The sequence below is a fragment of the Corynebacterium sp. AOP40-4SA-5 genome (genome assembly GCF_052377355.1).
In the GTDB taxonomy this organism is placed as follows: domain Bacteria; phylum Actinomycetota; class Actinomycetes; order Mycobacteriales; family Mycobacteriaceae; genus Corynebacterium.
On the sequence record NZ_JBQSWS010000030.1, the window covers coordinates 15219 to 28563 of the forward strand.

13 protein-coding genes are annotated in these 13345 nt (G+C 68.8%); 8 read left to right on the forward strand and 5 right to left on the reverse strand.

Going from position 1 to position 13345, the window contains the following annotated elements; all coding sequences use genetic code 11:
• Window positions 1–196 precede the first annotated feature (196 nt).
• A complete protein-coding gene (locus ACT3S3_RS13905; protein ID WP_301443253.1) occupies window positions 197–1270 on the reverse strand; it encodes a YdcF family protein in 1074 nt (357 codons plus the stop codon).
• Between the two features lie 243 nt (window positions 1271–1513).
• On the opposite strand from ACT3S3_RS13905, the gene ACT3S3_RS13910 reads away from it, so the two are divergent.
• Window positions 1514–2401: a phosphatase PAP2 family protein gene (locus ACT3S3_RS13910; protein WP_301443260.1), complete on the forward strand. Its 888-nt coding sequence runs from the start codon at window positions 1514–1516 to the stop codon at window positions 2399–2401.
• Window positions 2402–2417: 16 nt separating this feature from the next.
• Here the strand turns inward: ACT3S3_RS13910 and ACT3S3_RS13915 are convergent, their stop codons facing one another.
• Window positions 2418–3659, reverse strand: coding sequence for a DUF418 domain-containing protein (locus ACT3S3_RS13915; RefSeq protein ID WP_441579303.1), 1242 nt, complete (start codon window positions 3657–3659; stop codon window positions 2418–2420).
• An 88-nt stretch (window positions 3660–3747) separates the two neighbouring features.
• On the opposite strand from ACT3S3_RS13915, the gene ACT3S3_RS13920 reads away from it, so the two are divergent.
• The 4 genes from ACT3S3_RS13920 (at window position 3748) to ACT3S3_RS13935 (ending at window position 7328) form a co-directional block, all read left to right on the forward strand.
• Window positions 3748–4509 carry a class I SAM-dependent methyltransferase gene (locus ACT3S3_RS13920; protein ID WP_301444210.1) on the forward strand — a complete coding sequence of 254 codons (762 nt, stop codon included), beginning with the start codon at window positions 3748–3750 and terminating at the stop codon, window positions 4507–4509.
• Between the two features lie 89 nt (window positions 4510–4598).
• Window positions 4599–5051 (forward strand): DoxX family protein, encoded by a 453-nt coding sequence (locus ACT3S3_RS13925; RefSeq protein WP_301444211.1) that lies wholly within the window; start codon window positions 4599–4601, stop codon window positions 5049–5051.
• A gap of 119 nt (window positions 5052–5170) precedes the next feature.
• Entirely contained in the window at window positions 5171–6712 is a 1542-nt protein-coding gene (exaC, locus tag ACT3S3_RS13930; protein WP_441579304.1) for an acetaldehyde dehydrogenase ExaC, read from the forward strand.
• Between the two features lie 61 nt (window positions 6713–6773).
• Entirely contained in the window at window positions 6774–7328 is a 555-nt protein-coding gene (locus ACT3S3_RS13935; RefSeq protein ID WP_301443841.1) for a type 1 glutamine amidotransferase domain-containing protein, read from the forward strand.
• Window positions 7329–7340: 12 nt separating this feature from the next.
• Here the strand turns inward: ACT3S3_RS13935 and mgrA are convergent, their stop codons facing one another.
• The gene (gene mgrA, locus ACT3S3_RS13940) at window positions 7341–8390 is read right to left on the reverse strand and encodes an L-glyceraldehyde 3-phosphate reductase (RefSeq protein WP_301443840.1); all 1050 of its coding nucleotides are present in this window, start codon (window positions 8388–8390) and stop codon (window positions 7341–7343) included.
• 189 nt (window positions 8391–8579) lie between these two features.
• Between mgrA and ACT3S3_RS13945 the strand changes: the two genes are divergently transcribed.
• Together ACT3S3_RS13945 and ACT3S3_RS13950 are read left to right on the forward strand one after the other, a co-directional pair.
• Window positions 8580–9950, forward strand: a complete 1371-nt coding sequence (locus tag ACT3S3_RS13945) for a hemolysin family protein (RefSeq protein ID WP_301443843.1) — start codon at window positions 8580–8582, stop codon at window positions 9948–9950.
• The gene (locus tag ACT3S3_RS13950) at window positions 9943–10995 is read left to right on the forward strand and encodes a CNNM domain-containing protein (protein WP_441579306.1); all 1053 of its coding nucleotides are present in this window, start codon (window positions 9943–9945) and stop codon (window positions 10993–10995) included. Before ACT3S3_RS13945 ends, ACT3S3_RS13950 begins: the two co-directional genes overlap by 8 nt.
• A gap of 6 nt (window positions 10996–11001) precedes the next feature.
• Here ACT3S3_RS13950 and ACT3S3_RS13955 read toward each other — a convergent pair whose 3' ends face one another.
• Both ACT3S3_RS13955 and ACT3S3_RS13960 read right to left on the reverse strand, forming a co-directional pair.
• Entirely contained in the window at window positions 11002–11889 is an 888-nt protein-coding gene (locus ACT3S3_RS13955; RefSeq protein ID WP_301444082.1) for a PaaI family thioesterase, read from the reverse strand.
• A complete protein-coding gene (locus ACT3S3_RS13960; protein WP_301444083.1) occupies window positions 11886–12734 on the reverse strand; it encodes a PaaI family thioesterase in 849 nt (282 codons plus the stop codon). The genes ACT3S3_RS13955 and ACT3S3_RS13960 overlap by 4 nt, the downstream gene beginning before the upstream one ends.
• 110 nt (window positions 12735–12844) lie before the next feature.
• Between ACT3S3_RS13960 and dps the strand changes: the two genes are divergently transcribed.
• Window positions 12845–13345 (forward strand): DNA starvation/stationary phase protection protein Dps (gene dps, locus ACT3S3_RS13965; protein WP_301444084.1); only part of this gene is annotated, 501 nt, incomplete at its 3' end.

Consider the following 13345-nt stretch of genomic DNA (forward strand, 5'->3'; position numbering starts at 1 on the left):
GGACCGTCCTTTCGTTCGGAGGCGGGAAACGTGTTCCTCATGAAAACTTAGTCTGGTCGAGACTACACGCCGTCCAGGTGCGGCCTGAGGAGCAACGGCGCTCCTCGAGTGTGCCGGGCGGTGCCCGCGTCCCGTGCCGGATTCGGCCGATCATCGGCACGAAAAGGCCGAATCCGGCACGGGACGCGGGGAACCCCTAACCCATCCCTGGCGCCGTCGCCGGCACGATGACCACGGTGAAGGCGATGGCGAAGACAATGAGGACGGCGATGCTGAGGACGGTGAACCGGAGCCGGTCGCGGATCACCCCGACGAACTCGCGGAGCACCGCGCTGGGGAAGTAGTACCAGGCGGTGGGCGCGCCGACGACGTGCGCGCGCATACCCAGCGTCCTCGTGAGGAGTGCGGCACGGAAGACGTGGTAGCTGCTGGTGGCGACGACTACCGGGGAGGACGGGTCGGAGAGCAGCTTCCGGGAGTAGCGGAGGTTCTCCTCGGTGGTGCGGGACTCGGTCTCCGCGGTCACCGTGGCGGGGTCGGCACCCTGCGCGACCAGGTAATCGCGCATCGCCTCGCCCTCGGGTCGCGGTTCATCGGGACCCTGTCCGCCACTGGGGATGAGCACCGGCTCGCCGTGGAACTGCTGCTGGACGGACAGTCCACGGTCCAGCCTGGCGGCGAGCAGCGGTGGGACGTTGCCGTCGATGAGACCGGACCCGAGGACGATGACGGCCTCTGGGGCGGTACGGATGCGTCGCCAGCGGTAGAGCAGGGAGGCTGCGAAGAAGGCGGCGAAGACGAAGCCGAAGTAGAACACCACCAGTACAACCGAGAGGTGTGTGGCGTACCGGAACATGTAGGCGGGGTCGGTACGAGGGGTCTCCGGTGGGGCCAGGATCCCCAGCGTCGTCGGGAGGAACAGCAGCCCGAGCCCGGCGAGCAGCGCCAGCGCATTGCCCAGGGAGCGGCTCTCCTTGCGCAGTACGGTGGCGCCGGAGTACAGCAGGAAGATCATCAGCAACGGATAGCCGACCACGTTGCCCAGGATGAACAGGGCCATTGTCGTGATGCCGACGACGATCAGTGGCCCCGGGTGTCCCTGGTTGGTCAGCAGCAGGCCCACCCCGATGGCGAGCAGGCCGAGACCCATGGTCACGTAGACCGGTGTCGCGAGGCGTCTGCCGTCGCGGATGAGGCCGATCATCCCGGCCGCCAGAACTACGGCCCCGAAGATGATGACGCCGGCCACGATCGCTGGCGCTATTGTCATCTGAACTCCTGCTGCGATGTCAGGGGGATTGGAATGCCCCGTAGTTTCTTCTGTTCATTGTCGGCCGTCACAATCCACCTGGTGGGAGCATTGCCAACGGCAGTCTATCGGAAGAATCCTCGATTCCGATGCCCCGGCTCGACCGGCGCTATCCTGTGCGATGTCGGCATTCACCCCAGGTTGGCCGATGCGCCCGATCTTTCATGTGGTGCGGTGGCGAAGGATATGTGAGGAGAAGGTGTGATGAATGCTGTTGGCGAGAATGACCGTGAACAAGTCAGCCCGAACGCGATAACGGGGCGGCGATGGTGGATCCTGTTGACGGTCAGCCTCGTTCTGCTCGTTGCGGTCTACTGGCTCGCCGTGTTGACGACTACCGGGCAGGAGCTGGAGAACGCTGCGTTGCGCGGGGCGGACCAGGCACCGGCCGCGGAATCGGATGGCGCATGGTCTGCGCTCGGTGACATCACGATATGGACCCTTGCAATAGCAACTGCGCTGGTCGGAATGATCGGGCTCCTTCGCCGTAAGGTGTTCCTGGCGGTGGTCGCGGTCTCGGTCATCGTGGGTGGGCAGATCGTGACCCAGGTGTTGAAACGATTCGTGCTGCCGCGGCCCGATCTGGTCGAGGTTTCCGGACACTACGCGCATAATTCCTTTCCCAGCGGGCACACCACGATCGCGATGACCGTGCTTGTCGCCCTGTTTCTCGTGGTTCCGTACCGGTGGCGAGGTGTGGCGATGTTCGTGGTCATGACGTGGGCGGTGGGTATCGGCGCATACACCACGACCGCGAAGTGGCATCGTTTCTCCGATACGTTCGGCGCGGATATGGTGGCCCTGATCTGCGGGGCCGTCGCCGCTCTGCTCCTGCTTCGCCGTGGGGCCGTCACCGTGAGTAGGTCACGTCCGAAGGTGAGGGTCGTCTATGTCGTCGCGATGGCCGTGGTGGGCGCCTTTTCTCTCGCTGTCGGTACGTTTATCGGTGTGGCGTCCGGAATTCAGGATCTGCGGGATCCTATTATCGAGTGGAATTTGTATCTCACCGCGAACAGTCTGGCGACCGGGTGCTCCGTACTCTCAGCCTTGGCGTATTGGGCCACGTGGCGCCGTCTCGACGTGCGTGCCTGACGTTGCCTCGGCGAGCTCACCGGTGAGCGCTCGGTGCGACCGTCCCGGTTTTCTCGGGCGCCCGGGGGCCGGACCCCCAGGTCGACGCGGTGTACATGGCCTGCTCCAGCGGCCCGCGGCGGAAGAAGTGCTTCCACACCGTGCAGAACACCACGGCCACGCCGAGGTAGCAGGCCAGCGGCACCAGGGACACGCCCGGTTCGTCCGCCACGTCCGGCAGCCAGTGGTTGATCCCGGCGGACACCAGCGCCTGGCCCACGTACACGGTGAAGGCGCAGGAGCCCAGGGCGACGAGGGGGAACAGCCACCGTCCCGCCAGGTCACCGAGCCACAGGCACAGGGTCACGACCACCAGGCTGATGCCGGTGTTCAGCAGCAGGTCCGGGGTGGAGCCGGAGTGCGCGCCGGCGACCAGCAGCTCACCCGGGGAGGAGGTGGTGCCCATGGACATGCCGTACATCCGCCAGGCGGCGAAGACGGAGATGTCGGAGGCCTCGGCGAGCTCGCGCAGGTCCATCCCCATGAGGTCCACGATCAGGGGTTGGACGTCGAAACGGGCGACCATCACCCAGGTGAACGCGGCCGAGCCGAGTGCGGCGACGAGCCCGGTGACCAGCCACACCACGCGCCTCGCCCTGTCCACACCCACGGTCATCACGCCCATGCCGAGCACGATGACGGGCAGCCAGGTGATCACCGGGTACATGCCGTCCAGCAGCAGCGCGCGCAGCGCGGTGGCGACGCCGTCCAGCGAGGTGAGGTGGTCGAGGCGGGGGACCACGGCGAGTTCGATCTCGCCGCCCTCGCTGCCGCCGCCTGCGGCGGGCAGGACGTCCCGCAGCCAGTACGACAGTTGCGGCAGGACGAGCATGCCGCCGGCGCCTAGGGCGAGCAGGGTGGTGCCGCGCAGCGTCACCAGTGCGGTGCAGATCAGGAAGGACGCACCGAGCGTGGCGAGCACGACGATCATGTTGGGTCCGGCGGACGCCAGCAGCACGCCGATGACCAGCAGGATCGCCCCGCGGATCGCGACGCGTCGGCGTACCTGCGAGGCGGGCACGCCGGACGCCAGGCCGTGGGAGGTCATCAGCGCCATGGACATGCCGGAGAGGAAGGCGAAGAGGATGGACGGCCACCCGGTGAACCACGTGGCCCAGGAGGCGGGGCCGAAGTGGTCGACGGTCATGCCGACGACGGCGACGGCGCGGGCGATGTCGAGCCCGAGGATGCGGTTCTGCTGTTTCTTCACGTTCTTCACGTCCTAGAGCATGCCGGAGCGTGTGCCCGGGGTCGTCAGTCCCGGGTATGACTTCGGCGGTATGACATCGGCGGTAGCCTTGTGTGTCATGAGCGACAACCCTGAGGCGCCCCGCAGCAACTGGTTCACCGGCGGCGCGGAGTACGCGTCCTTCCGTCCGTCCTACCCCACGCAGGTGTCGGGGTTCCTGGCGGAGCACACGCCGGGCACGGGTGTGGCGGTGGACGTGGGCTGCGGTACCGGGCAGCTGTCGGTGCAGTTGGCGGACTACTTTGACCGGGTGCTGGCGTTCGACCCCAGCGAGTCGCAGCTGGCGTCGGCCACGCATCACCCGAACATCGCCTACGGGGTGGCGTCGGCGGAGAAACTGCCGGTGGAGGACGGCTCGGCGGACCTGGTCACCGCGGCGCAGGCGGCGCACTGGTTCACGCTGCCGGACTTCTACGCCGAGGCCCGGCGTATCGGCCGGGAGGGCGCGTTGATCGCGCTGGTGAGTTACGGGGTGCTGCGGATCTCCGACGCGGACGTGCAGGAGCGGTTCGGACGGTTCTACTACGACGAGATCGGGCCGTACTGGGATCCGGAGCGTCGCTACGTCGACGAGGGGTACCGCACGATGCCATTCCCCTTCGAGGAGCTGGACGTCCCGGAGCTCAGCATCGACGCGGACCTGGACCGGGAGGCGTTCCTGGGGTACGTGGGCACGTGGTCGGCGGTGCGTAAGGCGGAGCGGCAGGGCCGCTCGGACCTGTTCCAGAACTTCGCCTCGGACCTGGTGGACATCTGGGGCGACAACGGTCGCCCGCGTCAGGTGTCGTGGCCGGTGGCGGTGCGCGCCGGGCGGTTGTGAGGCGCACGTCACGAAAAGGTTGACACGTCAACCACCTCCGTTATCGTGGACACGTCAATCACTTCTCCGACCGGTAGCGAGGTCCCCTCATGTCCACCGTCTCCACCGCTTCCACGAGCACCGTCAGCAACGTCGTCAGCAACATCGTCATCCTGCTCGCCCGCATCGCCCTGGGTGTGACCCTCTTCGCCCACGGCTGGCAGAAGTTCGTCACCAACGGCATCGACGCCACCGCCCAGGGCTTCGAGTCCATGGGTGTGCCCGCGGCGACCGCGGCGGCGGTCTTCGCCGCGGCCGTGGAGCTCGTCGGTGGTGTCCTGCTGATCATCGGCCTGCTCACGCCGCTGGTCGCCGTCCTCGTCGTCGCCGACATGGCCGGCGCGTTCTGGTACGCCCACAGTGACGCGGGCACCATCTTCGTCTCGGACGGCGGCTACGAGCTCGTGCTCGTGCTCGCCGCCGGCGCGGCGCTGGTCGGTGCGGTTGCGGGAGGACGCTACGGCGTCGACGGCCTGCTGCGCCGCCGTCGCGTCGCGAAGTGAGTAATGTGATTCAGCTCATATTATAAAAAAATAGTGGTAGCCATCACGCGGTGGAGGCGCTAGGTTGGTCGTGGCACGAGAACCAACCAGACGACCCCTGCATTGGGAGGCACCGCACCATGACCACCACAGCCACCGCCAGCAACGCCTACGCCGCCCCGGGTACCGAGGGCTCGCTCGTCTCCTTCAAGCCCCGGTACGAGAACTTCATCGGCGGCCAGTGGGTCGCCCCCGTCGACGGGCAGTACATCGAGAACATCAGCCCGGTCGACGGCAAGGTGTTCACCGAGGTCGCACGATCCCAGGCCGCCGACGTCGACAAGGCGGTGGACGCCGCCCACGCCGCGGCACCCGCCTGGGGCAGGACCAGTGTGCAGGACCGCTCCCGCGTCCTGCTCAAGATCGCCGACGTCATCGAGGAGAACCTCGAGATGCTCGCCGTCGCCGAGACCTGGGACAACGGCAAGTCCGTGCGTGAGACGCTCGCCGCGGACCTCCCGCTCGCTGTCGACCACTTCCGCTACTACGCCGGTGCGCTGCGTGCCCAGGAGGGCTCGCTCTCGCAGATCGACGAGAACACCGTGGCCTACCACTTCCACGAGCCGCTCGGCGTGGTCGGCCAGATCATCCCCTGGAACTTCCCGATCCTCATGGCCGCGTGGAAGATCTGTCCCGCCCTCGCCGCGGGCAACGCCATCGTGCTCAAGCCCGCCGAGCAGACCCCGGCGTCGATCCTGCTGGTCGCCGAGCTGATCTCCGACATCCTGCCGGACGGGGTGCTCAACATCGTCAACGGTCTCGGTGAGGAGGCTGGTGCGGCGCTGACGCAGAATGACCGCATCGCCAAGATCGCCTTCACCGGTTCCACCGAGGTCGGCAAGATCATCAACAAGGCCGTCGCCGACAAGCTCATCCCGGTGACCCTCGAGCTCGGCGGCAAGTCGCCGAACGTCTTCTTCGGCGACATCATGGACGCCGACGACTCCTTCCGGGAGAAGACCCTCGAGGGTCTGGCCATGTTCGCCCTGAACCAGGGTGAGGTGTGCACCTGCCCCTCACGTGCGCTGATCCAGGAGGACATCGCCGACGAGTTCCTCGACCTCGCCGTCGAGCGCGTCCGCTCGATCAAGGCCGGCAACCCGCTGGACCCTGCCACGATGATCGGCGCGCAGGCCTCGCTGGAGCAGATGGACAAGATCACCAGCTACCTGAAGTCCGGTCCCGAGGAGGGCGCGGAGGTCCTCATCGGCGGCGGTGTGCGCACCGTCGACGGCCTGGAGAACGGCCTGTACGTGGAGCCCACGATCCTCAAGGGAAACAACGCCATGCGCTGCTTCCAGGAGGAGATCTTCGGCCCGGTCCTCGCCGTGACCACCTTCAAGGACTTCGACGAGGCCATCCAGATCGCCAACGACACCGACTACGGTCTCGGTGCCGGCGTCTGGGCCCGCGACGGCCGCACCGCCTACCAGGCGGGCCGCGCCATCGAGTCCGGTCGCGTGTGGGTGAACAACTACCACTCCTACCCGGCGCACGCGGCGTTCGGCGGCTACAAGAAGTCCGGCATCGGGCGCGAGACGCACCTGATGATGCTGGACCACTACCAGCAGACCAAGAACCTGCTGTGGTCCTACGACGAGAACCCGAACGGCCTGTTCTGATTCACCGGCGTAGCGTGGGTGGGTGCCAGAGAACGACTCTCGTCAAGGAGGTACACCACCCATGTCCGACCAGAAGAAGCTCACCGGCCGCACCGTCGTGGTCCTCGCCACCGACGGGTTCGAGGACTCCGAGCTGACCTCCCCGCGCGACGCGGTCTCGGACGCCGGGGCGCACGTCGTCATCGCCACACCCGGCGGTAAGGCGATCACCGGCAAGAAGGGCACCGAGGTGCCCGCGGATGCCCGCACCGCCGACGTCGAGGCGGCCACGGTGGACGCCGTCCTGCTGCCCGGCGGGACGTCCAACGCCGACGCGCTGCGGCTCGACGCCGACGCGGTCGCCCTCGTCCGCGAGGTCGTGACCGGCGGCAAGCCGCTCGGCGTGATCTGCCACGGCGCCTGGATCCTCACCGACGCCGACGTCCTGTCCGGCAGGACGCTGACCTCCTACCCGAGCCTGCGCACCGACCTCGTCAACGCCGGTGCCACCTGGGTCGACGAGGAGGCGCACACCTGCGGGGGGCCTGAGGGCGCCGGCACCATCGTGTCCTCGCGCACCCCGGACGACCTGCCCGCCTTCAACGACGCGGTCGTCGCCGCCTTCGCCGCGTCCTGACCCGGTCGCGGGTTACGCCGTCGACTCCGTGGCACCGGCCCACTGGTTGATGCCACGGTCCACGGCCCACCGGTCGATCTCGGCGAGCTCGCCGTCGGTGAAGTCCAGGTTGTCGAGGGCGTCCAGCGAGTCGTCCAACTGGGCCACCGAGGACGCACCGATCAGCGCGCTCGTCACCTCCGGGCGGCGCAGCACCCACGCGATCGCCATCTGCGCCAGGCTCTGACCCCGCGCCTCGGCGACGGTGTTCAGCGCGCGCACCGCCTCGACCGTCTCGTCGGTGAGGAAGGACTCCGACATCTTCCCCGCGCCCAGCCGCGACCCCTCCGGCACACCGTCCAGGTACTTGCCGGTCAGCAGTCCCTGCGCCAGGGCGGAGAAGGCGATCACGCCGAGGCCCTCGTCGGCGCAGGCGGCGAGCAGACCGTCCTCCACCCACCGGTTGAACATCGAGTAGGAGGGCTGGTGGATGGTCAGCGGGGTCCCCAGGTCCCGGGCCACCGCGGTCGCCCGACGGGTCAGCTCGGGGGAGTAGGAGCTGATGCCCACGTACAGGGCGCGCCCGCTGCGCACCAGGTGGTCGAGGGCGGCCACGGTCTCCTCCACGGGGGTCTGCGGGTCGGGACGGTGGTGGTAGAAGATGTCCACGTAGTCCAGGCCGAGCCTGCGCAGTGAGGCGTCGCAGCTGGCCACGAGGTACTTGCGCGAGCCGCCGAAGCCGTACGGGCCGTCCTGCATCCGCCAGCCCGCCTTCGAACTGACCACGAGTTCGTCGCGGTACGGGCGGAAGTCGGACGCCAGGAGCCGTCCCACGTTCTCCTCCGCCGCACCGGGCGGCGGACCGTAGTTGTTGGCGAGGTCGAAGTGCGTCACGCCGCGGTCGAAGGCGCGGCGCAGGATCGCCCGCTGGGTGTCCAGTGGACGGTCGTCGCCGAAGTTGTGCCACAGGCCCAGGGTGATCGCCGGCAGCTGCAGTCCGGAGGTGCCGGAGCGGCGGTAGGGCATGGTGGCGTAGCGGTCGTCGGCGGCCCGGTAGACGTCGGGGAACTCTGCGGTACTCATGCGCGCCGAGGGTACCCGGGATCGTGTATCCTGCGTATCACTTACATTCACCGCATGAAGGAGTTGAGCGTCCACCATGGACGATGGTCCGTGTCCGAGTACCAGGGGTGGCACAAGCTGCAGGAGCAGCCACAGCCACCCGCCCCGCGCAGGGAGCGCACCGGCCTCAGGGGGTGACCGGTGAGCCCGCTGCTGACGTTGCTGCTCGGCATCGTCGTCATCCTGGCCCTCATCGTCGCCAACGCCTACTTCGTGGCGCAGGAGTTCGCGTACATGTCGGTGGACCGGGCGCGTCTGCGCGCCCTCGCCGCCGACGGGGACGCCGCGGCCGGACGTGCCCTGGCGGTCACCCGCAGGACGAGCTTCATGCTCTCCGGCGCGCAGCTGGGCATCACCGTCACCGGCCTGCTGGTCGGTGAGCTGGCCGAACCGATGATCGGCGGCTCGGTCGGGGAGATCCTCGGCGGGGCGGGCACCGCCGCCGTCGCCGCCACGGTCACCCTGCTGGTGGCCACGGTGGTGCAGATGATCTTCGCCGAGCTGTACCCGAAGAACCTCGCCATCGCCGCCCCGGAGCCGCTGGCCCGCGCCCTGGCCCGGTCCACGCAGGCCTACCTGTTCCTCTTCGGCTGGCTCATCGCCTTCTTCGACTGGTCCAGCAACGCGTTGCTGCGCCTGGTGGGTGTGACCCCGGTGGAGGACGTGGACTCCACCGCCGACCGCAAGGACCTGGGACGCATCGTCGCCGACTCGCGCGCCTCCGGTGACCTGCCCCGGGAGCTGTCGATGCTGATCGACCGCATCCTCGACTTCCCCGAGCGCACCGTGGAGCACGCGATGGTGCCCCGGGCGCGCCTGGGCGAGATGGACCCGGGCACCACCGTGGCCGAGGCGCGCGTGCGCATGGCCGGCGGCCACACCCGCTACCCGGTGCTCGGCTCGGTGGAGGACGAGGAGTCCCACGAGGAGGAGGAACGTCTCTACGGTGTGCTGCACCTGGACGACGTCCTCGACCCCGACCTCGACCCGTCCACCACGGTGGCCACGCTGGTGCGTGAGCCGGTGGTGCTGCCCGAGGTCATGGCCCTGCCGGACGCCCTGGTGGAACTCCAGGAGTCCGACAACCGGCTGGCCTGCGTGGTCGACGAGTACGGCGGGGTGTCCGGCGTGCTCACCGCCGAGGACTTGGCCGAGGAGCTCGTCGGCGAACTCACCGACGAGCACGACGCCCCCGAGCACCACATCAGTGCGGAGGTCACCACCTCCGACGGTGTGCAGCGCTGGCGTATCGCCGGCGACGAGCACCTCGACGAGGTGTCACGCGTGCTCGACGTGCGCCTGCCCGACGGGGAGTACGAGACCCTCGCCGGGCTGGTCATCGACGAGCTCGGTTCCCTGCCGGAGGTCGGTGAGGTCGTGCCCGTCGCCCTGCCGCGGGACCCGCGTGAGGTCGTCGACGACCGCCCGCAGGACCGCGTCCTGGTCGCCGAGGTGACCGAGGTCGGCAACCACGTACCCACCGAACTGCTCGTCCACCTGGAGGTGAGCGACGATGAGTGACCTCACCGTGGTCCTGGTGACCCTGCTGCTGCTCGTGGGCAGCGCCTTCTTCGTGATGATCGAGTTCGCCCTGCTGGGCGTGCGGCGCCACCGGCTGGAGGACGCGGCGGACCGGAGCCTCACCGCCCGCGCCGCCCTGCGCGGCGTGAATGAACTGACGGTGATGCTCGCCGCCGCGCAGCTCGGCATCACCGCCTGCACCTTCGCCCTCGGCGCGGTGACCAAGCCGGCGGTGTCGGCCTGGTTGAAGCCATTGTTCACCGCCTGGGGCATCCCGGACGGTGCGGCGTACACCGTGTCCTTCGTCCTGGCCCTGCTGGTGGTGACCTTCCTGCACCTGGTCATCGGCGAGATGGCGCCGAAGTCGTGGGCGATCGCCTTCCCGGAGCGCGCTGCCCGTCTGGTGTCCGTGCCGGCGAGGGCGCTGGCGTGGGTGCTGCGTCCGCTGCTGCTGTGGATGAACCGGGTGGCCAACCGCCTGGTGAAGATGTCCGGGGTGGAACCGGTCGACCGGGCCGCCGCGGGCGGGCACGACGCCGCCACCCTGCGCCACCTCGTGGAGCACTCCGCCGAGGAGGGTGCCCTGGAGGCGGAGTTCCAGTCCCAGATCGCCGGCGCCCTGGACCTGCAGCAACGAACCCTCGGTGAGCTGCCGGGCACGCAGGTCCCGCACCTGACGGCCGCGGCGACGGTCGGGGAGGTGCAGGACGCCGCCCGCCGCACCGCGCAGATGCGCGTCCTACTGGAGGGGCCGGACGGTACGTCGACGTCGGTGCTGCACGTGCGCGACACCCTGCCGGAGGCGCGGACGGCCCCGGCCGCCCCGTTGGCCCGGGACCTGCTGGTGCTGCCGGCGTCGATGCCGGTGTACGAGGCGTTCCGCCGGATGCGTGAGGCCAGCGAGCAGCTCGTGGGCGTGAGCGGGTCCGGTGGCGCCGGCGGCACAGGCGGCACAGTCGGCACAGGCACCCTGCTGCCGCGGGTCGTCACGCTGCCGGAGATCCTGGCGTTCGTCCTGCCGCGCGAGGCGGGGCAGGGGCAGTAGCGCCGGCTACGGCAGCAGCGACTCGGGGATGCGCATGCCGATGACCTCGTCGCGGGTCATCGCACCGTCGGCGAGGACCTCGGCGCACACGTAGCGTGCGCGGTCCTCGGGCACCGGGATGCGTCGGGCGTGGCTGAGCACCGAGTTCAACCGGCCGTCGCCGTTGGCCCGGTCCTCGGGGCCGCCCCACGCCTTCCACGCCACGGCGGTGACCAGGGAGGCCAGGGTGATTCCGGTCGGGTCGTACGGCGGGGCGGACTCGTCGGCCGAGCGCGGTGTGGAGGATCCGTCGGTGGCGAACTCGCGGCTGGCCTCGCGGCCCTTGCGGGGGCGTACGTGCAGGTCCTGCTGGCCGATGCCGACCACGGTGCCGTCGGGGTTACGGATCACCGAGGTGTAGGCCACGTTGAGGTAGCCGTCGTCACGCACCCGCTGGCGGATCATCGCGACCATGTCGTCGTCGACCTCGACCTGCAGCAACGCACCGTTCTGCCCCGGGTTGAGGAACTGGAAGGTGCCGGTGCGCGTCCACGCCTCGTAGTCGGAACCCAGACGACGCATCACCAGGGTGCCGAAGAGGATGTCGGTCATGGCGAACAGGGTGCCGCCGAAGGCGGCGTTGTTCGGGGTGCGGGTCATCGGGCTGAGCCGCAGGACAACCTCGCCGCGGGACCAGTCGTCGGCGATGTTGCGCAGCCGGATGCCGGAGCCCGCCAGCGGCGGCCACAGGCGCGTGACCTGCTCCATCCCGCGTGGGGTGGAGAACACGTAGCGGGTGATGTAGCTCTCCACGGAGCGGTAGAGCCGCACCGGGAGGGACCGTCGCCGGCCGGTGCCGCGCCCGGCCTGCTCGGGCGGGGAGTGCGGTGAGTGGGGTGGGGTGGTCGCGCTCATTCCTCGTTCCTTACCGGCAGCAGCCGTTCGGGGATGTGCAGTTCCAGGATCTGCTCGCGGGTCAGTGCGCCGGTCTTCAGCGCCTCGGCCGCCACGTAGCGCGCCTGGTCCTCGGGATCGGGGATACGGCGGGAGTGGCTCAGCGCGGAGTTGAGCTGCCCGCCATGGTCGGACGCATCGTCCTCACTGCCCCACGCCCGCCACGCCAGGGCGGTGACCAGCGACGCCAACGTGATGCCGCGTGGCTCCAGCGGCGGGGCGGACTCCTCGACGCCGCGCGCGGTCGTCGAGCCGTCCTGCGCGGTGGGACGCTGCGCCTCGCGGCCCTTGCGGGGGCGTACGTGCAGGTCCTGCTGGCCGATGCCCACCACGGTGCCGTCGGGGTTACGGATCACCGAGGTGTAGGCCACGTTGTAGTAGCCGTGCTGCTCCACCTTGGAGATGATGTCGTCGATCATCGCGTCGTCCGCGTCGACGAGGAGTTTGGCCCCGTTGCGCCCCGGGTTCAGGTACTGGAAGCTGCCCGTGCGGGTCCAGGCCTCGTAGTCGGAGCCGAGGCGTTTCATCACCAGGGTGCCGAAGAGGATGTCGGTCATGGCGAACAGCGTGCCGCCGAAGGCCGCACCGTGCATGTTGCGGTTCAGCGGGCCGAGTCGCAGGACGACGGTGCCGTGTGACCAGTCGTCGGCGATGCCGCGCACCTTCACGCCGGCGCCGGCGAGCGGCGGCCACACGTCCAGGGAGCGTTCGAAGGCCTGGGGGCCGGAGAAGACCCGCTTCATGACCTGCCCCTGGGCCCGGCGGGCGAGACGTCGTACGCGGGAGGGATTCGTTCGTGAAGTCATAATATCGGTAACACTACATTCCGTGGGAGGTCGGCGAGAACAATTATGTGAACATGGCGGGCCCCGCCGCCCGCGCGTACTCTGAGTTGGTGAAAGGAGAGATTCACATCATGAGTAACTTCACTGTTCCGGGCCTGTCCGAGGGCGACGCCAAGCAGGTCATCGACATCCTGCAGGAGCGTCTCACCGCGTACAACGACCTGCACCTGATTCTCAAGCACGCGCACTGGAACGTCGTTGGTCCGACGTTCATCGGTGTCCACGAGATGCTCGACCCCGAGGTCGACCGTGTCCGTGGTGACGCGGACGACGTGGCCGAGCGCATCGCCGCGCTCGGTGGCGAGCCGGTCGGCACCCCTGATTCGCACGCACCGGGCCGCGACCCGCTGCAGTACCCGATCAACAAGGGCACGGTGCAGCAGCACCTCACCGCCCTGAACGAGATCTACGACAAGGTCATCGTGGACACCCGCGAGGCCGACTCCGCCGTGGACCAGCTCGATCCGGTCACCGAGGACCTGATCGTGGGCCAGGTGCGCGAGATGGAGAAGTTCCAGTGGTTCATCCGGGCTCACCTGGAGGACGGTAGCGGGAACATCTCCTCCGGCGCC

Bases quoted from the DNA above. Each gene is read 5' to 3' on its own strand.
- ACT3S3_RS13905 (WP_301443253.1), bottom strand. From the start codon at position 1,270: ATGACAATAGCGCCAGCGATCGTGGCCGGCGTCATCATCTTCGGGGCC.
- mgrA (WP_301443840.1), bottom strand. From the start codon at position 8,390: ATGAGTACCGCAGAGTTCCCCGACGTCTACCGGGCCGCCGACGACCGC.
- ACT3S3_RS13920 (WP_301444210.1), top strand. From the start codon at position 3,748: ATGAGCGACAACCCTGAGGCGCCCCGCAGCAACTGGTTCACCGGCGGC.
- ACT3S3_RS13925 (WP_301444211.1), top strand. From the start codon at position 4,599: ATGTCCACCGTCTCCACCGCTTCCACGAGCACCGTCAGCAACGTCGTC.
- ACT3S3_RS13955 (WP_301444082.1), bottom strand. From the start codon at position 11,889: ATGAGCGCGACCACCCCACCCCACTCACCGCACTCCCCGCCCGAGCAG.
- exaC (WP_441579304.1), top strand. From the start codon at position 5,171: ATGACCACCACAGCCACCGCCAGCAACGCCTACGCCGCCCCGGGTACC.
- ACT3S3_RS13935 (WP_301443841.1), top strand. From the start codon at position 6,774: ATGTCCGACCAGAAGAAGCTCACCGGCCGCACCGTCGTGGTCCTCGCC.
- ACT3S3_RS13910 (WP_301443260.1), top strand. From the start codon at position 1,514: ATGAATGCTGTTGGCGAGAATGACCGTGAACAAGTCAGCCCGAACGCG.
- ACT3S3_RS13960 (WP_301444083.1), bottom strand. From the start codon at position 12,734: ATGACTTCACGAACGAATCCCTCCCGCGTACGACGTCTCGCCCGCCGG.
- ACT3S3_RS13950 (WP_441579306.1), top strand. From the start codon at position 9,943: ATGAGTGACCTCACCGTGGTCCTGGTGACCCTGCTGCTGCTCGTGGGC.